Origin of the sequence: Anaerobiospirillum succiniciproducens DSM 6400 (assembly GCF_000482845.1) — a bacterium.
GTDB classification, from domain to species: domain Bacteria; phylum Pseudomonadota; class Gammaproteobacteria; order Enterobacterales; family Succinivibrionaceae; genus Anaerobiospirillum; species Anaerobiospirillum succiniciproducens.
This window is the reverse complement of record NZ_AXWV01000006.1, coordinates 90,546-111,823: the sequence shown is the minus strand read 5'-3', so window position 1 is coordinate 111,823 and position 21,278 is coordinate 90,546. Positions and strand designations below refer to the sequence as shown.

Here is a 21,278-nt window from a genome sequence, read left to right as displayed (position 1 = left end):
ATAGTATTATATGTTGGCATATTATGTGCTTTCTAATGTTGTAGAAATACAGCATCGCTTTGTTACGTCTTGCTTTTGACATTTTAATGAATAAGCACAAATGTCATTAATTGTCAATACCAGCTTAGTGACGTACATCACCTCACATATGGTGATAATATACGTAGCGTATGTAAATTTGTTTATTGAATTATGGCATTGAAACCGTCGCCAAAAAGAGAGAATTTGCTCCTATGACAAATTTTGTATTCGAGAATTTGCGACAAAATAATAATTGGGTTTCGAAGTTAGTTGAAGAGCTCATTTTTGCAATCAAAGATGTCGCAAAAATGATCCAAAATCGTATGGAAAGCACCATCCGCAATCAGAGCTCTATTGCTGAGAATGAGTCTGATGCACGCTCACGTATCCGTGACACAGACTTTGCATCTGAGACCGCAGCTTTAACTCAGAACCAGATTATCCAGCAGGCCTCTCAGACTATTCTTAGCCAGGCTAATCAGCGTCCTACTGTAGCGCTTAATCTCTTAGGCGGTTAATAGCTAGGATCTAAATTTCGTAATCTCTCATATCTCTAAGGCCGCTTTTATCTCATTTTGCGGCCTTATTTGAGAGATGTCATGATTCGAGAGTCCATTTGTAAGTGCCTGCATATTCTGTTGCTTACAAATATGCTTTCACAGTTTAGTTTGTAGTGCGAGCAGCTTAGCTTGGCAGCCTACATAATTACTGATATGAGATAACGATTATGGCTTTATACGTCAATACCAACGTAAGCTCCATTAACGCTCAGCGTAAGCTTGCAAACTCTACCTTAGCTCTCAACACTTCCTATCAGCGTTTATCATCAGGTCTTCGTATCAACAGCTCTAAAGATGACGCTGCTGGTCTGCAGATCTCTGATCGCTTAACATCCCAGATAAATGGCTTAAATCAGGGAAATCGCAACGCAAACGACGGTATCGCCTTAGCACAGACCATTGAAGGTGCCTTAGACGAAACCACCAACATGCTGCAGCGTATCCGTACCTTAGCTGTACAAGCTGCTAACGGTACCAATACTGAAAAAGATCGTAAGGCCCTCCAAGAGGAAGTGGATGCCTTATGTCATGAGGTTTCACGTATCGGTTATAAGACCACTTTTGCAGGCGCTCATGTACTTATGAGTCTTGGTGCAAAAGATGGTAAAGCCACAACAGCAGGTAATCCGCTTGATACTCTCAAGGATGCAAATGGCAACTATTTCTTCCAGGTAGGAGCTAATTCACAAGATACTATTAAGCTGCTCATGACAGCTGGCTTCCACATGAATGGTATTGCTAAGCTTGCTAACTTAGAAACTAAAAATACTGCTGTTGAAGCTGGTAAAGCTGCCGGCATCATTCTTTCAGATGCCAACGCACCATCTCTTGCACGTTTCTTAGTGGATAAGCCATCTGTTGCACAAGTAACTTTAGCTAACATCGATAAGATGATTGAGGCCGTGGATTCTAAGCGTGCGGCCCTAGGCGCAATCCAAAATCGTATGGAAAGCACCATCCGCAATCAGAGCTCTATTGCTGAAAATGAGTCTGATGCACGCTCACGTATTCGTGATACCGACTTTGCATCTGAGACTGCTTCATTAACTCAGAACCAGATTATTCAGCAGGCTTCTCAGACTATTCTGAGCCAGGCTAACCAGCGTCCAACTGTTGCTTTAAGCCTGTTAGGCGGCTAAAATACCGATTAATAATCAAATACTCATATCGCTAAAGGCCGTCCTCGTGACGGCCTTTTTTATGGCCGGCATTTCAAGAGCACTTGTGGTGGGAGCTGTGATTTTTGCTTTTTTTTGGGAAATGGCGGGCATAAAAAAATCCGCTGGGTGGGCCGAGCGGATTTTTTGGTTTTGTAAGCTGAGAACTTCGTTTGATTAGTACATTGGGGTGATTTCACCGATGGAGCGGTCAGCAAAAACGCGCTTGCCGCGTACGATGGAACCAACATAGTTTTCGATGATGGCACGAGCTGCGTTGTTGTAATCGCCGGTCAGCTCGATGATGTACATGTTGTCTACCTCACCAATTACGATAGCGTAAGTATTAGTGGTTACGCATGAGGTGGTGTAGAAGCCCTTGCCCTGCTCTATCTTCTCAGTGCATGCATGAGCATTCATGTAGCTATCCATGTAACGGGATGCATCCATACGTGAGGTCTTACGGGTATAGCGCATCTTGATGAAAGTACCCTTCATGGTAGTTTCGTTACGAACCTTCTGCTTTACTGCATTGCTGTAAGTAACTACATTGTTATCAATGCTGATCTTCCAGCCAAATGGAACAGCCGGAAAGTAAACAGGAACGATGTTGTTCATGTAGTCGTTCCAACGAGTAAGCGTTGCCTTGTCCGGCTCAACAGCCTGAGCACTAGATGAAACCACTACTCCGGCAATAGTCATCACAGCGATTAAACCAGCGCGTTTGAATGCTGAAAAAAACTTAGACTTAGCCATAAATTACTTTCCGTTAAAGGTTGAACATGGTCTTGAGCAAGATTGTGTAAACGGAATCCACACAAGGTTTAGCACAGACGTTAAATTGTTGTGTACATCCTACCAAAGAATCAGCCACATGCTCATAATCTTATTATGATTAACTAAGCTTTATCACAAAGCTTAATGTTATTTGGGCTTTTATCTATTCTTGGTCGCCTTAAATGATCACAATATGTGCAGCGTCATATTGATGCTCAAGCTGTTGCGTTGAGAGTAGCATCATAAAGACTTAGCGGCGTTAGCGATCTTGTCATCTTGTGATCTTTCTAAGCGCCTGGCTGCATCTCAGGGGCGATCTCAAATTGTTCTGGATGCTCTATGTAAGATACTAGCAAGTGCTGTGCCTCATAGACACTTTGACAGCGAGCAAAGACTCTAAAGAAGCTATTGAGCTCTGGTCTAAACTTGCGAGCATAGCCTAAGAACTGCTTCATTCTATCCATTACGGATTTATCTGCATAACCTAAAGCGACCATTTCTAGAGCAAACTCCCAAACTACGTTAAGGAGCTCTGAAATGGTGCAAGGCTCAGCATGGCTCTTGAGCACTTGGGCAATATTGACGATACCTAAGGCCGCACGTCCAATCATTTGACGATCGGTATTCGTCAGAGCTGCGCAGTCCTTAGAGCTCTTCATATCCACGATATCACCGTTAGCTACCACAGGAATGCCATTAGTAAGGCTCATGATCCCGCCTATAGCAGCATGATTAATAGCTTCAGCACGGTAGAGATCTTTACGGGTACGAGCATGAATGATTAACTCATTGACACCATCTACAGCCATTGCCTTGATAATAGTCGGTAACTCGTCAGATGAGGCAAAGCCAGTTCTAAACTTAATTGACAGGTGAATAGCAGGATCAAGGGCTTCACGTACAGTGCTTACGATACGGTTTAAGAGCTCTGGCTCCTTTAAGAGCATCGAGCCACCGTGATGCACAAAGCGAGAAGGGCAACCAAAGTTCAGATCAATTGCATTAGCACCTAAGGCCACGGCACGTTTAGCGGTAATGGCAAGGGACTCAGGTACGTCGCCTAAAAGCTGCACACGGCATGGACAGCCAGAGTCAGTAACTGCACCCTGCTTTAACTCAGGTACATAGCGGATTAAAGTCTTGTTTGGAATTGGCTCATCAGTAACGCGGATAAACTCGGAGGTACAGGCATCATAGGCTCCATGACGAGTCAAAACCTTGCGCATTGGTGGATCGGTTACACCTTCCATTGGAGCAAGATAAACTTTACTAATCGCAAGAGCCACTGTCTGTTCCTCCGTGCAGCAAACTTAGAGCTGCATCCTGTACTAATAGCTTATAGCAGCATATTACTTCAGCTAAGCGACTTAATTGTCTGTCGCTTTGGCATCCCATAGAGGGCCTTAATGAAGTTATGTATGTCGCTAAAATGTTTTTTGGCCATCAGATCCCGCTTAGTTTTGGTTTGGATCTTTTAGATCTCTTCCTTGTAGAAGATGATGTGCCCAAAATCTGAACGCTGCATTTTACCCCAAAAACGTGACATAGCTACGGTTTTTCGTACTTTTGAGTTATTAACTCATTTTGTTACACCCATTTGATTGAGATCTTATTGCGTTTTTTGACCCATATTCAATTTGCATAGATACAATGGTGGTAAGATCATTATTTCATATTGTCTGATACTCACAGCTGTCTTGATAGGCGTTTATGCATGATGATCGCTTTTTGCGATGGTGTAACGCTGATTCTTTATTTGTGTAATATCGGCTTTATGTGAACTTAAGGTGCTTAAGTTAGCACAGTGTTTTTATTAACAACGCTGCGATTAGAGGTCGCAAGCTAAGGGGTAACTTGTGAAAATAGCAACTCATGACGGTAGCTTTCATGCCGACGAGACATTGGCTTGTGCCATCATCTCTTTCATTCATGAAGACTGCAAGATAATTCGTTCACGCGATCCCCTGTCGCTTGAGACTGCCGACATCATTATCGATGTCTCTGGCATGAATGACGAAAAGCACTTTGATCACCACTCTAATGAGTTTAATCTCACCCGTAGCAATGGCATCAACTACGCTACTGCAGGTTTAATGTGGGATAAGTTTGGCTCTGAGTACTTAAAGAAGATCGCCAACAAGTTCTTAAATGACAAGAAGCGCTCTGAGCTTACTGATGAGATCTTAGCTGCAGCTAAAGATCGTATTGACCGTGAGATCATGTACGCTGTTGACCTTAACGATAATGGTCAGCTCAATAGCTACTTACATGACACTGTTAAGGTTGAAAACGCAGGTGAGCAGCGTGTGATGGATGAGCTCAATGAGTTCTATCGCTTCTCTCCAGACATTGCCTACTTAGTAGCAATGCAAAACATTCCAGATATCTCAGCTCAAGAGCAAGACAAAAACTTCATGACCACTGTTGAGGTTCTGCGCACCCTGCTCATTAACGCCTCTATCAATGCCTTAAACACTGAGATTGGTATTGCCAAGGTCTTTGCTGTCTATGATGGTGGTGAGCTCTTAATCATGCATGAGAAGTTACCTTGGAGCCAAGCTGTTCTGTCTGACTTTGAGCGTTTTGCTAACTGCAAGCTCGCTATCTATCCAGATCGCAAACGCGGCTGGCGAGTACAGTCGCTGCCTTACTCTAAGGCTGAGCGCTTTAAGAACAAGCTTACTGCTCCTGTTGCATGGCGTGGCTTAGATGATGAAGAGTTAGATGCAGTAACTGGCCTTAAGGGCACTATCTTTATTCACCGTGCCGGCTTCACTGGCGGTGCTATGGAGTTTGAGACCAATTTAGAACTTGCTCGCATGTGGCTTAAAGACGGTGTCAGCAACGAGTAAGCAATACTTACCATTATCTCAAGCTTAGTGACGCCCTAGCCTAAGCACACTTAAGACCTCCCTTGTGGAGGTCTTTTGTTATGGGGCTATACATTGCTGTGCTGCTAAATATCGATCTTCTGCCCTAAACCCTGTTTTCTCTTGGTAGCTTCAGGGTAAAGTGCTCACTTTCTCTTTCGCTAAGCATAGTCCTTGTGCTTGTATTGCTCCATTACAAAAGAATATGGCCACTTATACCCTTTGTCCTCATGTGCTCTTCTAACTGTACTGAGGTGGGCTGCCTGCATCTTTTAAGTGGCTTGATGCGTAATTGGCAATTATGCTGCTAGTTATGCTGCAGCAATTAATGCTCTTTGCCAGACTAGGCATTATTAGCGTTACGTTTTGTTAAGCTTTTCTTGGAGTACTTTGAGATAGCCTAATAAGCAAAAAGCCCGCTAAGTGGTGTGCTTAGTGGGCTTTTGTGAGCTTTTTGATGCGGCTAAGCAGCGGCAGGAGCTTGGCTTGAATACCTTGCTTGGCTTGATTACTTTGCTTGCTTAGCGTGCTTAACTTATTTCTTTGGAGCGAGTGGGCCAAAGGTGATTTGAGCAACACCCTGGGAAGCTACGCCGCGTACAAAGGATACTTCAGCGTCTGGCTGGCCATTTTGCTGACCTTGGATGTGCTTGAAGGTGCGGTACTTAACTGGCAGATTTAAGGCACCTGGGCCGCCGGAGACTAAGTCGCCTGACTCAAACTCACCAAAGATATAGAAGATGTCGTTAGAGCTCTCAAGCTCAATATTAGCACGTGAACCTGCAGGGAAGTTATACCAACCTTCAACCATCCAGGTCTTACCATCGTAGTCTAAGTAAGATAAGGCTACTGAAATTGGCACGTCAGCCACGTTCTTGCACTCAAGCACCAAAGCATTAGCACTGCTTATAGCGCCCATACCTAAAGCCATAGCTAAGGTTGCAACTGTCTTTCGTAACACTGTCCATCCTCCGTGCGCGAACGTAATTCCAATCGTCAGTATTGAGTATAGTACCTGTTTAAGCAACTAATAGCAAAGCACAAGAGCGATGCATAAGTTTCCTAACTTGCACTAACTGTGCGGATTGTACCTTAAGTACTCATGAGTTTGTAGCTTGCACAGCATTTGTTTACATCTTTGTAGCAAAACTAAGCTCATGTGGGGCTCATTAATCCCATAAGAGGCGATTTTGCCTTGTGCTTAGGTGCTGTTGCAGCCAAGTAGTGATTTTTTCTCTATCTTTGACTGCTTGGGCATCACCTCTACTAGGCCCTTTCCTCTACCATGCCATCTCCTCTAGCAAGCCTTCTCGTGCTTTTTGCAATGCTATGCATAGCTTAACTGCTAAGCGCCTGGTCTGGTGCCTGCTGCCATGTACCTTTCGGCATTGGCCTGTTGGACTTTGGCATGGGGCCTTATGCGTTAGCCTTGCCGTGGCCTTGTCTTGGCCTTGTGCATTAGCCTTGGACTATTGTCTTAGGCGCAAGGCATGTGGCTTTGAGATTTTTGCTGGTAGAGGATGCTTGTGAGCAATTTACAGACTAAGGGGTAAAGGATGAGTCCTTGCCCTCGCCGCCTTTTTTGACTTCTCCACGCTCTGGCAGATCGTCAAAGTTATCGTTGAAGATGGAGTCATCGTCATCTTTAGCATTGTAAGCATATGGATTTGGCTTGACCTCATTATCCTTACGCTCATTATGGCTCTTTGCTTGATTGTCAGTAGCGTTTGAGTCCTGTGGCTCATTGTTTTTAGAGCTCTCGTCATTTGCATTAGGCCACATACCATTATCATTACGCTGCTCATTGGAGTTTGGCCACTGAGATTGGTTTTGATATGGATTGTTGTGCTGCTGATGCATCATGTTCATTCTGATGTTATCGGCATTACGCTTAAAGATGCGGCGTAAGTTTTCCTCACGCTCAAAACGACCTGCCTCGTCAAGATCGTCATAGGCTGGGCCATGGTCAACAGTATTGTCCTCACGCACACGGCTTTGGGACTCATAAAATTGACGCAGCGGATTACGTGCTGACAGCGCAAACTTTGGATCAGCAATGCACGTCTCAATGACCTTTCTTAGCTGTACTAAGAAAGATACGGTATAGCAAATCGGAATACCGGCGAGCATGATGTAAGAGAATGAGATATTAAAGAAGAACTGCGAGAGCATTAAGAAGGCAGCTAAGGTAGCGCCATAAGAGCTTAAACGCAGTGCGGTGGCATAGCTTACCTTGGTCTTCACAAAGATGCTACCAATGGCCTTAGTAGCAGCACCGGCAATGAGCACAATAAAGGCAAGCATGGAGAACATCCATAAGGTCACCATGAGCCATACGGTGTAATATGAGGAGTTAAAGGCCTGCTCTAAGGCACGAGCCATCTCCAGCGGCTCAAATTGCGAGCCAGCATTGCCATATACTGAAGTCCAAGGCACAGTTACAGTACCATCATGGGTATTAAGGATGGCAGCATGTGAGGTGATGGTAATTGGCACTGACTCATTGAGTCCATCAATAGGACCATTTTCTAAGTTATAGGCCAAAATAGCCTGGCCTTTGGAGTTATAAATTACCTTTGCAGCTGCATCATCAGGATTAGTTGGAGAGAGCACGCCATTAGTATCAATATAGCTAGGTGGAATCTTACCTACTACAGTAGAGAGCTCATAACTTTGTAAGGTAGCTAAGGCTGCTTTAACCTGATAAGTAGCAGGCAGTGCAATAGCAGCGCAGAGCAAGAACAGATAGGTAATACCCACTCCTGCCATTTCTGACATTACTTCAAAATAAAAGCGTCGTGACACGATCGCCTTAAACGGGTAAGAGAGGTATTTAAGAGTTTTATCAAATTGCATAGATAGCTTATCAATCCGCCAAGTTAGAAATACGGCCTATTATAGCAAGTATACATGCCACTCTCTTGATAGATACTTTCGCTATCCATTAACAGAGCAAACCTCACACTTTCCAAGCACCATCAAGCGCCCGCCCATGGCTTATGTGCATCATCAAAACCGCCGCCTAACCATGAGCTCGTGTGCATCATCAAAACCACCGCCTAACCATGAGCTCGTGTGCACCATCAAAACCAGCACCCGCACCAGATTAACTGAGCAGCTGCTCAGCAGTTTTGAGCTCCATCCCCTGCTTTATCGAGCATCTTAAGAAAGTCCTGGCCATGCCTCGCTACTCAGAGCAACGCCAAAGCGCTTCCTTGCTTGCTAGATAGCTCTTTTATTATCTAGCTCATAATTTTGGTAAGTTGATACTTTTAGACTTAACAACAAAGCAAGCTGCTTGCTGTATCAATCGCAAGATTATGAGGGTATAGTTTAGTTGCAAGACAATAAGTTCACGTTTATCTTTTAGCTATTGTCAATTCAATATTAAGGAGCTGCTATGTATGGACAATACAATGTTCTAAATGAGATCAACGCATCTCGTAAAGAGGCTTTGCATTCTAGTCTGATAGCTTCTTTACTCAAAGAGCATGAGATACTTTGCGCCTTCATTAAGCTTTTATCTGACAAAATTAATATAAACAGTGATGAACTAATTGATGGTGCTGTGGACACTGAATTTGTTTGTCCTGACTCTAAAAGAATAGATATTTTAGTACGTCTTAAGTTTAAGCCTAGTGGCTCAGAAGTACCTTACTATCGCGTACTCATTATAGAAAACAAGATTTATGCTCGTGATCAGCCACAGCAATTAGACAACTATTTTGCAGCACTCAAGAACTTAGGATATACAAGCCAGGAGATTGTGCTAATTTATTTAACCCCTGAAGGACTTAAGCCATCAGAATACAGCATCTGTGCAGATACTGAAGAAAATGCCTCATTAATAAAGCTATCTTACAAAGATCACATTATGAGGCTGCTTAAGGACTCGCTTGCTTTAGAAACAGTCCAACAAAACTTTAGACTAAAAAGTACTATTCAAAGCTATAAAGAGCTATTAGTTGAGCACTTATTTGCAGACGGTGTTACAAGATCCCCAGAGCTAGTATGGCAATTTGTGAATGAGCTTAAAACTAAAGTTCTATCTTTACTACAACAACGCTATGCTGTCCCTGATGAAGGTTTAGACAAAAACTACAGTACCTGCACTAAACAAGAGTTTCTAGCTAATTTCCCAAAATCACCACAGTTCTTTGGCTTTAATATCCCATTAACAAAGTGTTCCTTAAATAATAAGGATGCGACCATATATTTTTGTATCGAGATAGAGTACTACATCTGTTATGGTTTATCCCTCGAAGTAGATGGCTATTTTAACCATTGCGATTACAAAAAGAATCCCCAGCTATTAAAAGACCTTGGTCGTTTAATTACTCAACTCTTTCAAGAGGGATTTGACAACCACACCGTATGGCTAGGCTGGAAATACTTTAACCTCAAGCAATCTAAAGACAAGTATGGGCCTAACCTCAGAGTACTTGACGAAGAGAGCAGAGCAACTCTACAAGATGCTGCTAAAAGGCAAGCGCTTATTGATTCCATGATTGACGATATTAATAGCCATATGTGCGACCTTGAACCAAGGCTACTAGAGCTAAATAGCTTAAGGTCATCTACCTAGTGTTCCTGTACTCACGTACTCAGAGCTTTTATAAGTAATAAGCTTATATTGCTGATGGCTGCATTAGTCGTTGCTAAAGTCTTGCCCTGATGGCGCATTATTGTAGCTTATGCCGCTTGTGATGCTAAGCTAGCTGAGCTTTATGAGCTTGCTGAAATTTATGAGCCTTAAGCGCCTTAGTTCCTTTAATATCCTTTTGCGCAGTAATGGCTTATATGGCTATGCCTTGAGTCAAGAGAAGTGACTTCGTAGTACTCGATGGCTTGTTATATCTGTGAAATGCGTGAGGTGGGATTTTTTATGCAGGAATCTTTTGGGTGGCACTAGTGGCACTAGACGCAAAAAAGCCCCTCATTGCTCAAGCTTACTCTATGAGTTTGCCTTGAGGATCCCAATTCAATGAGGAGCTTTGGATATAGCATGTTCTTTAGGCCAGTGCGCTTGTCGTCGCTTGTTTGCTCAAGTAGCTTATTTGCTCAAGTAGCTTAAGTTGTTTCACTGGCCATTATGCTCTGCCCTTAAGCTTGATGATGCTAAGTTCTATAGTGCTTGCCATCTTAAGCTTGGTTGAGCGTATCTTGGTACTTGTAATTAATTGCCCCTTAGGCTGCAGGTAGCTCTTCTACCTCGATGAGCTTGGATACATTCTTCATAGTGTTGCTAGCAAACTTTGGATCAATAGCCTCAACACTATCTATCTCATCATCCTCAAAGCCATTAAGCTCTTGTTTTGAAGCATGGGCATAGCTCTCAATGTAGCTATTGTCATCATCATCCTCTTCATCATCTGATTTGCTATAGGCAAGTGCATTTACATAAGCCATAGCCTTATTGGCATCAGAGTTGTCATGATATGCCAGCACCTGCTCATTAAAGCTCTCCTTGGGAGCCCCATCCTCAAGTGCGGCCATAAATGCAGGTGCGTAATCAAGCTGACCTACATAGATTTTGCGACTACCACTAACCAAGGTTGGCATGGCACCACCAATGGAGTTGGCGATATTGCCGCAGTGTGAGCACTTAGCAATAGTTGGCAGCTCTCTATCATCACTTGCTGCAGGTACTTGTGGTGCAGGATTTACCTCAGGTAAAGGCTCTGGTTTTGGCAGCGGTTGAGGCATTGGCTGTGGCTGTGGCTTTGGCAGTACGGTTAGAGTACCTGGCTTAAAGGCCACCTCATAATTGTGGCTATTGGACTTACCAATAATGCTGCCATCTACACCAATCTCTAAACTAATGCCTAAATCATCTAACTTGTCTCCAGTGACTAAGCCATGAGCAAGTAAGTCATCTAAGTTAGTAATAGTATCTTTGCCTAAGCTTAGGTTTGGCTTGTGATCATGGGCAATTACTTGATCAGCTACATCTACTTGCACCTGCTTTTTGTTGATATTGACGGTTAAGGTGCCGCCTAAAGAATCCACGCGCTGATTGCGATCATGAATAGCACCGCTGCCACCTGCTCCTTTATCCCAAGTCTCATCGGCATACTTGTATGAAAAGTAAAAGTCATGACCAAGCTCTTGATTCTCTTTGCGTGTCACTACCGCAAAGTCGTAATAACCTGCATCCTTTTGCGCATAATCACGCACATCGGTCTTAGTGAGCAGACTATCGATATCAAAGCCTTCGTTGTTAACTAAATCACGATAGTCATGTACCTTGCCATCATAAGTAAAGTTAAAGTCCGCCACATAAAATGGTTTTAAAAAGCCCTTGATACCTAAAGCATAGTCATCCTTACCTTGAGTACCGGAGCTTACAAAGATGCTATTAAGCTCATCTTGGCTCATGCCATTAGCTAAAGCCTCAGCTGCAGCATCTGAGTAAGTAGTGGCAATGTTTACCTTAGCATCATTTTTACTTACGGCATCTAAGCTTGCTGCGCCATCCTTAGGCTTAAGTGCTACGACTACACCCTCTTTAGCTACATTACCTGCAACACTACCTGCTAGCACACCTGCTGAGGCAATCTTGCCGGCCTTTAAATCATTGGCAAGCTTGCTTGCACTCTTATCCTCAAGGCTAACCATGACATTTTTAAGCTTAGTATTGCCATCAAGCTTGCCAGCTACACCACCTAAATTACTCTGTGCTCCTAAGGCTACCGTTCTACGACCATCCTTAATCTCAAACTTATTGACCTCGACATTTTCAAGCTTGGTGTTATGCATGGTGCCGGCAATCGCGCCAACATTTACATCCTTGCCCTTAGCTGCAGCATCGAGAGTAAACTGAGCCTCATGCAGCTTCAAATTCTTAACCGTAGCTCCATCAGTAGCGGCAAACAGACCATAATTGCCACTATCATCAATGGTGCCTGAGTAAGTAATGCTGTTAAAGGCTCCATCTAAGGTGCCCTTGAAGGCCTCATTAGTATCCTTGCCAATAGGCGCGTGATCTTTTAGCTCAATATCTCCCACTAACCAGTAGTTACCACTCATGTCATTTTTAATATTGACTAATTGATCGGCACCATAAATACCCACTTGCTTAGAGTGATCGATAAAGCTTCCTCTCTTATGTGATCCATTGACATTGATGTCACTGTCCTTAGCAGCCTTAAGTCCGTTTTTCTCAAGCAAATCACGATAAGTCATGCCTTGATTAGTCTTAAGCTTAGCATCGAGATTACCGCCAATATCGATACGGTCAATCGAGCTATTGAGCTGAATCTTGGTCTTATCCTCAGCTGCATCAAAGACCTCATGGGCCGCACCAATAATGATATGACCACCATTAATGCGAATATCATTACTCTCGATGGAACGCATTAAGGTAATCTTGCCCATGCCTCTACCTTGAGGCATGATCTCAGGTGGCAGTGGCAGGCCATTACCATCCTTAAAACGATTCATCAGTTCTTGTGATGGCTTAGAGGTGCCTAAATAAACCGACTTAAAGTTCTCAATAGATCCTGTTCTACCTACGCTAATGCCATTTGGATTGATGAGGTATAAGTTCGAGCCATGGCTATCATCGACAATATGGCCATCAATATGAGACGCACCTGGTCCTTTAACCACATTTAAAAATGAGGCCACCTTACCTGGTGTTGGTTTAAAGTGCACCGCATTGCCTGCGCCCACATTAAACGAGTTCCAAATCAAGAGCGCGTTATTCTTATTCGTAGATACTGTCATCACCGTGCCAAGACCATTAGCCTGCTGTGAAATTGAGGCATTGTAGGCCTTGTTAATATCCGGCATGGCACCAGCGGCCAGAGCTGCATTGCTATAGCCCCAAGCTGCGCCACAAAACATCATGGCAGCAAGCGAAAGCTTACTTATCCTCATACGCTCTTTAAGCATTGCACTCTTAGCACCACGGGCACAAATAAGAGCCGTGCCACCCTCGCCCTTAGCGCCATCAGCAACAGCATCATCAGGAACGTTAGCCTCAGCATAAACATTAGCATCATTAGACTCAGCCTCAGCACTATCAGCAGCTTTAGCCTCAGCATCAGCCTCATCAGCAGCATCAGCAGCGTTAGCTTCAGTATCAGCATTATAAGCAGCGTTAGCATCACTATTAGCAGAAGCTGCAGCTAGCGCAGCCACACGCCCCTGCTCCTTAAAATGCGCTGCGCCATCGCCCGAACCTGCGCCAACATTACGAGCATTAACCGCATCAGCAGCCATGCTATGAGCACATTGGGCATGACTATGAGTATGCTGAGCACCCATAGCCTCAGCACTATCCTCATTAACCACCACAGCAGCTTCGTTATGAAAGCTAAGTCCGATGGCACCATCATTTGCTACACCAAGCTTACTAACGCTGCCACTTCCCAACTGAGCGGCCATCAGCTCATGCTCATCAGCTCCTTGAATAACACGAACAGCCTTGCCAAGCATAGAGTCAACTGCAGCCACATCGCCGCTTTCAGCGGCAACAGCAACAGCAGCTGCGGCAATCACAGTCGCAGCGCCCGCACCACCTGCACAATCCGCAGCACCTGCTGCCTTGGAAGCGCCCATAGCTATAGCAGCACCAGCCTCACAAGAGTGTGCGCCCTGAGCTACATCAGAGTACAACTTAAGAGTACCTTGCTCATCGGCCTCATAAGCTGCAGCTACAGCAATACGCTGATCTTTACTTGCAAGTAAGCTGCTCTCAGAAAGCCTATGATGGTGCGAGCTCGACTCACTCATTGAGCCTATAGCCTCTGTATCCCATGCCTGAAGTGGATTTTGGTGTAGTTGTGACATATACCATGTCCTATATCAGCAGCTACACTCATATACGCATCTTTAACCTTGAACATGATATGTGTATGAGTACACATATGTACTTAGCGCCTAGCGTAGCTGTACTTAATGTATTTAATGATTAACAAAAAGTGACAGTTATTACTCATCTTCACAGCTGTTATAAGAAGCTGCCGCCCTGAATAGCAGAGCGGCAGTTTTGTTATAACGTGAAGCTCGATACAACTGTTTTCATGAGCTAGACTACGCTTATTTCTGAACAACAAAAGAGGCCCCCAAGGGCGATTTTGTCTCATTCAAAAAACCATAAAACCTAGATAAATAAGCCCGCCATCACCACCAAAACCTCATCTCCAGATCTCACAAAATCACCCCATCACAGCAAAGCGACCTCACTCTTAGCTCCCAGAGTGTGAGGGCGATCACCAAAATATATTTGTGAAGCACTTCACAAAATGAGGCCACTAAGCCCCAAAGCCAGCAAGTGCAGTCAAATCTGCAAAGTGACATATCGCAACCATCCCCGGCCAATCGCTTAAGACACAATGCGCCTTACTGCCACTACACTACGAGCTGCTCCTCATCCCATGCGCCACAATCACTACCATGCCCTTTGAGCTCAACGTACGCTCGCCACGTTTGCCACGCCAGCTTTGATTGCCAAGCCTTCAGCTATGGCCACGATAAAGTTTGCCCAGGCATTTAGGTATTGCCACACCCACAGGTATTTCAACACTAATGTATGACCAGGCTTTCAGATATTGCCTCCATTAAGGTATGGCCAGGCATTTATGAATCGCTACGCCTTCAGAGTTTGCCACCATTAAGTTATAGCTAGGCATTTATGAATCGCTACGCCTCTTGAGTTTGCCTCCATTAAGGTTGGCCAGGCTTTAAGTTATGGCCACTACTCTAGATATTTCACCATTGAGGTATGGCTACGCATTCAGTTATTGCCGCGCATCGAGGTAATGTCACCATTGAGGTATGTGCACGCCTTCAGGTATTGCCATACCCACAGGTATTGTCACTATTAAGGTATAGAAATGCATTCAGGTAATGTCATGCACGCAGGTATTGCCACCATTAAGGTATGGAAGTGCCTTCAGGTATTGTCATGCACGCAGGTATTGTCACCATTAAGGTATCGCCATACCCACATGTATTGCCACCATTAAGGTATGGAAATGCATTCAGGTAATGCCATACCCACAGGTATTGTCACCATTAAAGTATGGAAGTGCATTCAGGTATTGCCGCGTATCGTGATATTGCCACCATCAAGATATTGCCAAGTCTCAAGGTATGGCTACTCCTACAAAGTTTGTCGCGCATGCTGCCTAGCAAACATAGCCGTATCAGCCTAGACAGTCACTGATGGCCACAAACGTGCTTAAGCTAATCCATGCATGCAAGTGAATAGAAGGATGCAAGCTAAGCTAGCAGCCCAAAGAGCGCATTTCTAAAGCTAGCACCACTATTTGCTGCTGTGTTTATAGGCTAGCTAAACTTATGAGCTTGCTGTTGTTTGTACTTGTTTAGGTTATGAGATAGCTATGGTTGTGATCTAATCCATGGCCGGTGCAAGCTTTGTAGGCCACCTCTTGATTCCATATAAGCCTGATAAATTAGCGCTTGATGGTTTGCATTACTTGTATACTAATGACATGATCTTATTTGATCGTTCTTAATCTTGCCGGTTTTTAGCTATGACCAAACCATATCGTACTCTTACCACCTTAGCCTCATGCTTGCTCTTGAGCGCTTCTTTAGCCGCTTGCTCATCTTCAAATGACAATACTTCTAAGGCCACTGCCACTGAGCACATGGCAGCACAGGCTAAAGCAAATAGCCCCGTAAATGCTTCTCAACCTGTAAAAGCACCTCAAGTAGCAGCAGCTAAACCACACTCACGCCACTCTGACTTTGCAAGCTATGAGCTTGCTTATAAAGAGGCTCAAGCTCAAGGTTATGAGCTTGATTCGCACTTTACCCCTTATCGTGGCTCTAAAAGCCGTATCTACGGCACTACCTCGGCGGGTTGTATTGCTAATGCCGCTGAGTTTTCAGATAAAGACCAAGACTATCAAGTACAGCGTCGCGGCCCACGTAACTTTGCTCACCCGCTTATGGTGCAATACCTACATGACTTAAGTGAACGAAGCTCAAATCTTGGTCTGCCACCTTTGTTAATTGGTGATTTGTCCTTACGTTATGGTGGTACTTATGGACTTAGGTCAGCTCATGCCTCGCATAACACCGGTATCGATGTCGACTTGCCTTTTGACTTTGCTCTGCCACGTAAGAGTGAACAAGAGCTAATTAATCCTGAGGATGTCTATATCGTCAAAGGTCATCAGATTCAGAGTACCTTCACTAAATCCATTGAGCTGTATATTAAAGCAGCAGCCTCTGACCCACGTGTCGATCGCATCTTTGTCGCCCCAATGATTAAAAAGCACATGTGCCGTGTCTACGAGCAAAAACCAAACAATGGCTTTTTAACTAAGCTGCGTCCTTGGTTTGGTCATCAGGCCCATATGCATGTGCGCCTCAAGTGCCCATCAGATAGCCCAAATTGTGTTACCCAAGCTCAAGTCCCTGCCGGCACTGGCTGTGGCTATGAGGTCGACTCTTGGCTCAATCCGCCTCCACCAAGCGCCACTAAAAAGACAGCCGTGCGCAAGGAGCGCCCTCAACCACCAGCTCAGTGTAAGCTCGTGCAAGCTGGTATTACTGACATTCCTGATGCCTAAGCTAAAGCCTCAGCTATAGCCAATAGCCCGAAGCATAAAGCATAAAGCCAGGCACATAACGCAAGGCACTTTAGGCTTAAGCTCGAGGCTAGAGGCTTATGCTTCCACCACCACTATAAATATGAAGCATAAGGCTTGAGGCTAGATGCTTATGTCTTACCTTCACTGTAAATATAAAGCATAAAGCCTGATGCTAGAGGCTTATGTTCTCTTCTCCACTATAAATATAAGCATCGAGCTTGAGGCTAGATGCTTATGCCCTCTCCTCAACTATAAATATAAGCATTGAGCTTGAGGCTAGATGCTTATGCCCTCTCCTCAACTATAAATATAAGCATTGAGCTTGAGGCTAGATGCTTATGCCTTACCTCCACTGTAAATATGAAGCATAAAGCCTGAGGCTAGAAGCCTATGCATTTATCAGCTCTATAGATTAGAAGCATAAGTCCTGCGGATAGAGGCGTATGCATTCATCGCCGCTATAAACAAAGTGGTTGGTCTCTCGTGATGCGGCAAAGTCGTACCTTGCCAAGGCCACGATCTTTTTTGCTGGTGAGACTGCCTAGCAAAGAGATCATGGCCATTAATCTAATCAGCTACTGAAAACCTCTTTATTCGGCGGCAATAAGCTATTGCGAAACAGCACTACTATGGTGGCAATGTGCTAACTCGTATGGAGATCTCAGTTCTTATCAAAGCGATAGACAAGGCTGGCAACAAGTACGGCACATGGCTGTGATCTTGTTTTTAAACCAAGGGTACATGGGATGATGGATCGTGGCAGTTAGATTAGACGCTCCAAGATCATGGCATCAGAGTCTTGGGCAATGAGATAGCTCATTTGACGATCTTTTTTAAAGAGCTCAGTGCATTTCGAGACTATATATTTGGCGCATGGTACAGACTGCATTTAGCCGCGATCTTATATAGGCAGTACAGATAGCACAGCTGTGATCTTATGCTGTACCAACGGCAATCTATATAGCCAAGCTGCGATCTTATATCTTTGAATCAGTGCCAAGAGTTCAGAGCCTATCGAGACTATATATTTGACTCATGGTAGAAACTGCATCTTCCTGCGATCTTATATAGGCAGCACAGACAGCACAGCCGTGATCTTATGTTGTTGCAATGCCAATCTATATAGCAAAGCTGTGATCTTATATTGTTACAAATGGCAAACTATATAGATGGAACAACGCATTTGGCTCTAATACGGCAAGAACACTGTGGCAACGAAGTAACTAGCAAAAAGATCAAAGATGCAAGATCATAGCAGCCGGCTCAAATCGAGAGGATCAACAGCACTTAGTGCGTAGCTTATATAGAGATCACAGAACCTAGGTGGGCGCTAGATTTAGGCTGAGTAAAGCCACGGGATCACAGCGTTTAGTGCGCAGCTTATATAGAGATCTCAGCGCCTATCTGGATGCTAGATTTACGTTAACGGCAAATGCGGCAAGGTGCGACGATCTTATTTTTAGAGTGGGCGGGCGTAACTGTGGGATCGTGGTTTTTGGGTCAACAGCGGCAAGATCACGGTAAGAAGTTCATGCGGCAATGGTAATTGTCTAGCATCATAGTGACCCGCTCAAAGCGGCAAGATCATGGCTCTGGATCATGGCCATAGGATCATACAGACTAAGGCTTGGCAAATTTAAGATCTCAGTGCTTGTCGAGCTGATGTATTGGGGCGGGCGGCAAAAGCGGCAACGAGCGGCGATCTCGTTTTAGAGCATATGACTGCAACTGCAGGATCATGGCTGTTGGTTAAAACTGCAAGATCTCCGAGGCTTTGAACTAACTGGCACCAAGATCATGGGCAATGTCTTAAGTAATTTGTGGCAAGATCTCGAGGCAAAGACTAACTTAGTTGAAGATCTCAACAGCTCTTGAGCAATACCTTTGGTAGCGGCAATACTTATTTCTATGCAGCATCGACTCATGGGTATATTGTTGTGCATGACTCTGTGAGCTCATGCTTTTATGCGGCAATACTTAATCTTAGATGCGATCTTCGTGGGTATGCTCTGCTGTTAGGCCTGGTGCTAATGCTGATGCTGATGCTGATGCAGATGCTGATGCTGATGCTGATGAGAGTGTGCTCACCTAGCATAGATTTGCGCTCTCAGGGCCAAGGATTATTCCTATCTTACGTACATGCCTGCTCGATAAAATGCGGCAAAACTGCATCGGTGGTTATGAAGGCAAAGATGGCAATCCTAGAGCCTTAGTGGAGGCTTATTGCTGCGTCGTGTACGTATTTCTTGTGCTACGTTTAGATGATAAGTTTGTATAAGGATATTGGCTCAAAGTCTTAGAAGGCATGAGCTGGTCTTTTAGAGCCTTTAAAGCTGCTAATGATGAGCTTTGAGGTGTTTTGCAGATCTTGAGGTGCAATGTCTATATTGGTGTAGCGATCTAAGCTGAGATCTTAATTGTGATCGCGGCAATGACGGCAGGCTTACCCTTATGTTAGCGGCAAGATCTTACCTCTAAAGCTCTTATATATGATCTTTGAGGCGCTACGGTACCTTGAGCAGAGTGTGGATCGCCGGCGTGCATGGCTACTATGGCAAAGGGCTTTGCTAAAGCTTTAGGTGAGTCGCCCTTGCCTGTCTATGGCGGCAAAGTGCTCTGGGAATGCTCTGTCTGGCAATAGCATTTGTACAGGAGCGGGCGCTGCAATGGCTACTATCTTGAGTCAATGGCTATGGCCATGGTAGACAGTCGCTGTATTGTTATTGAGCTTAGCGCATGAAGGCATAGTCTTGTTATCTTGTGCGGCTATTGCGATTGGATAAAGCTAGGCTTGGATTTATGGGATCGGCAATGGCGATTATTGGGGGCTTAGTCTGTTGGAGGCTTAGTCTTGTTGCTTATTTGTGTCTGAGCCTGGCGGTAGTGCCTTGATAGCTTGCCAATCGAGGCTGAGCGTTTGGCTATCTTGCCTGTTAAGTATGAGTCTTTGGGGGCAGCTTATGGCCAAGGTGGCAAAGGCAGCATGGTGTGTATCTAGAATGAGCGGTATTTGATGGCTTTTACGCCCTTGCAAAGTTGGCCTATAAATGGCTTAAGTAAAGGAAAGTTGTAGCTAGAAAATTCAAAAAGATGTAATTTACTTTGTGCCTGTGAATTTTTGGCACATTAGCTGCACTTTAGTTTGTGCCAAGCATAACTTTTCTGAGTGCTTTAGCAATTTAAGTTTTAATAAGTCTTGAGTTTTACTTAAGGCTTACTGAGAAAGCCAAGGCCTCTCAGATATTTTCTTCCCTGCTTGGAAGGAGCTATTTATGTCCATTAGCAACGTATCTCACACCACACAGGTTGCATACGGTTACCAATCTAGCGCTACTAATAAGAGCGCTGACCCACGTAACGCTGGTGTGTTTGCTGCCATGCTCAGCAACGCAGGTGAGATCGAGCAAGTACAAGGCGTACGTCAGCAGACTGTTAATCCAGTAGCACTGGAGACGGCAGCAACTGGCCGCTCTAATATTGCCAAGGGTGCAAATATTGGCACTTTCGGCAATAATGGCGATCATTTTGCCCGTGTACTAGCTCAAGCTCAGAACAACTTCGGCATTTCAGCTGCTGAAGCCGATGCTCTGTTAGGTACTGCAGGCTTCTTATCAACCTCCAACACCAATGGTTACAGCGGTGTTGCCAATAGCCTGAACATTGGTGCCCCTGATACTGCAGCTACTCAGGCTGCTCAGATTATCGGTGCTATTGAGTCAGCTAAAGAACTTGCCGCTGCTAACGCTAGTGGCACTTTAAAGCAAGACCCTGCTGCAGTTGTAAACCTTGAGAACAAGGTAATGGATTTCACCTCAATGCTCCCAGAGGGCATGCGCTCTTTACTGAGTGACTTAAATGCCTCTGACAGCGAGAAGAACTCCTTTGTTAATGTTATGGTCTTTGGCAACGAAGACGGCCCACATGGCAAGATGGCAACTGAATACTTTGGTGCTAGCTCTATGACTGGTGCTCAGCTTTCTGAAAAGCTCAGCTCCACCATCGAAATGGCTAAAGTAAACCCAGCTGCTCTGCAATCTAAGGATTACAACTATCTCTTACGTCACTCTGATAGTGACTTAGGCAACAGCTTAGCTTTAGAGGCTGGTGCTTCGCTACAAGAGCGCACCTTAGATCGCAGCTTAGATGATACTTTCCGCTCTGATATGGCCATGATGCAAATCCTTGGTCGTAGCACCGCTCAGTCAGCTTCGCTGTTCTGATAAGAATCTTACACGCTGCCTTGAGCATGAATTTTTAGGCAGCCACATAGTACACACAATGGCCAGTTTTTCTGGCCATTTTCATTTGTGCCGCCCACCT

At 44.6% G+C, this 21,278-nt stretch carries 10 protein-coding genes and 1 pseudogene; 6 read left to right on the top strand and 5 right to left on the bottom strand.

Translation table 11 applies throughout. The features are described 5' to 3' along the window. Nucleotides 1–332 precede the first annotated feature (332 nt). Nucleotides 333–539: pseudogene (locus H524_RS0100890) on the top strand (flagellin); the annotation flags it as partial. A 209-nt stretch (nucleotides 540–748) separates the two neighbouring features. Further along, nucleotides 749–1,720, top strand: a complete 972-nt coding sequence (locus H524_RS0100880; RefSeq protein WP_027938868.1) for a flagellin N-terminal helical domain-containing protein — start codon at nucleotides 749–751, stop codon at nucleotides 1,718–1,720. Nucleotides 1,721–1,915: 195 nt separating this feature from the next. Here the strand turns inward: H524_RS0100880 and H524_RS0100870 are convergent, their stop codons facing one another. Then, complete coding sequence (locus tag H524_RS0100870; protein WP_027938867.1) at nucleotides 1,916–2,494, bottom strand: hypothetical protein; 579 nt, start codon at nucleotides 2,492–2,494, stop codon at nucleotides 1,916–1,918. 308 nt (nucleotides 2,495–2,802) lie between these two features. Next, entirely contained in the window at nucleotides 2,803–3,801 is a 999-nt protein-coding gene (locus tag H524_RS13520) for a tRNA-dihydrouridine synthase (protein ID WP_052338823.1), read from the bottom strand. Nucleotides 3,802–4,371: 570 nt separating this feature from the next. On the opposite strand from H524_RS13520, the gene H524_RS0100860 reads away from it, so the two are divergent. Continuing rightward, complete coding sequence (locus tag H524_RS0100860) at nucleotides 4,372–5,367, top strand: MYG1 family protein (RefSeq protein ID WP_027938866.1); 996 nt, start codon at nucleotides 4,372–4,374, stop codon at nucleotides 5,365–5,367. Nucleotides 5,368–5,920: 553 nt separating this feature from the next. Here the strand turns inward: H524_RS0100860 and H524_RS0100855 are convergent. Continuing rightward, nucleotides 5,921–6,346 (bottom strand): DUF1036 domain-containing protein, encoded by a 426-nt coding sequence (locus H524_RS0100855; RefSeq protein WP_027938865.1) that lies wholly within the window; start codon nucleotides 6,344–6,346, stop codon nucleotides 5,921–5,923. A 581-nt stretch (nucleotides 6,347–6,927) separates the two neighbouring features. Further along, on the bottom strand, nucleotides 6,928–8,190 hold the full coding sequence (locus H524_RS0100850; RefSeq protein WP_169726109.1) for a DUF1189 family protein: 1,263 nt from the start codon (nucleotides 8,188–8,190) through the stop codon (nucleotides 6,928–6,930). Between the two features lie 595 nt (nucleotides 8,191–8,785). Between H524_RS0100850 and H524_RS0100845 the strand changes: the two genes are divergently transcribed. Next, nucleotides 8,786–9,970 carry a PD-(D/E)XK nuclease family protein gene (locus H524_RS0100845; RefSeq protein WP_027938863.1) on the top strand — a complete coding sequence of 395 codons (1,185 nt, stop codon included), beginning with the start codon at nucleotides 8,786–8,788 and terminating at the stop codon, nucleotides 9,968–9,970. A 602-nt stretch (nucleotides 9,971–10,572) separates the two neighbouring features. Here H524_RS0100845 and H524_RS0100840 read toward each other — a convergent pair. Next, the gene (locus H524_RS0100840) at nucleotides 10,573–14,181 is read right to left on the bottom strand and encodes a two-partner secretion domain-containing protein (RefSeq protein ID WP_027938862.1); all 3,609 of its coding nucleotides are present in this window, start codon (nucleotides 14,179–14,181) and stop codon (nucleotides 10,573–10,575) included. Between the two features lie 1,709 nt (nucleotides 14,182–15,890). Here H524_RS0100840 and H524_RS13515 point away from each other — a divergent pair. Both H524_RS13515 and H524_RS0100815 read left to right on the top strand, forming a co-directional pair. After that, nucleotides 15,891–16,937, top strand: a complete 1,047-nt coding sequence (locus H524_RS13515; RefSeq protein ID WP_052338822.1) for a penicillin-insensitive murein endopeptidase — start codon at nucleotides 15,891–15,893, stop codon at nucleotides 16,935–16,937. 3,293 nt (nucleotides 16,938–20,230) lie between these two features. Beyond that, the gene (locus H524_RS0100815) at nucleotides 20,231–21,178 is read left to right on the top strand and encodes a hypothetical protein (RefSeq protein ID WP_027938861.1); all 948 of its coding nucleotides are present in this window, start codon (nucleotides 20,231–20,233) and stop codon (nucleotides 21,176–21,178) included. Nucleotides 21,179–21,278 lie beyond the last annotated feature (100 nt).

Excerpts from the sequence above, each read along its gene's own strand:
- H524_RS0100880 (WP_027938868.1), top strand. The coding sequence starts at position 749 with ATGGCTTTATACGTCAATACCAACGTAAGCTCCATTAACGCTCAGCGT.
- H524_RS0100870 (WP_027938867.1), bottom strand. The coding sequence starts at position 2,494 with ATGGCTAAGTCTAAGTTTTTTTCAGCATTCAAACGCGCTGGTTTAATC.
- H524_RS0100845 (WP_027938863.1), top strand. The coding sequence starts at position 8,786 with ATGTATGGACAATACAATGTTCTAAATGAGATCAACGCATCTCGTAAA.
- H524_RS0100840 (WP_027938862.1), bottom strand. The coding sequence starts at position 14,181 with ATGTCACAACTACACCAAAATCCACTTCAGGCATGGGATACAGAGGCT.
- H524_RS13515 (WP_052338822.1), top strand. The coding sequence starts at position 15,891 with ATGACCAAACCATATCGTACTCTTACCACCTTAGCCTCATGCTTGCTC.
- H524_RS0100815 (WP_027938861.1), top strand. The coding sequence starts at position 20,231 with ATGTCCATTAGCAACGTATCTCACACCACACAGGTTGCATACGGTTAC.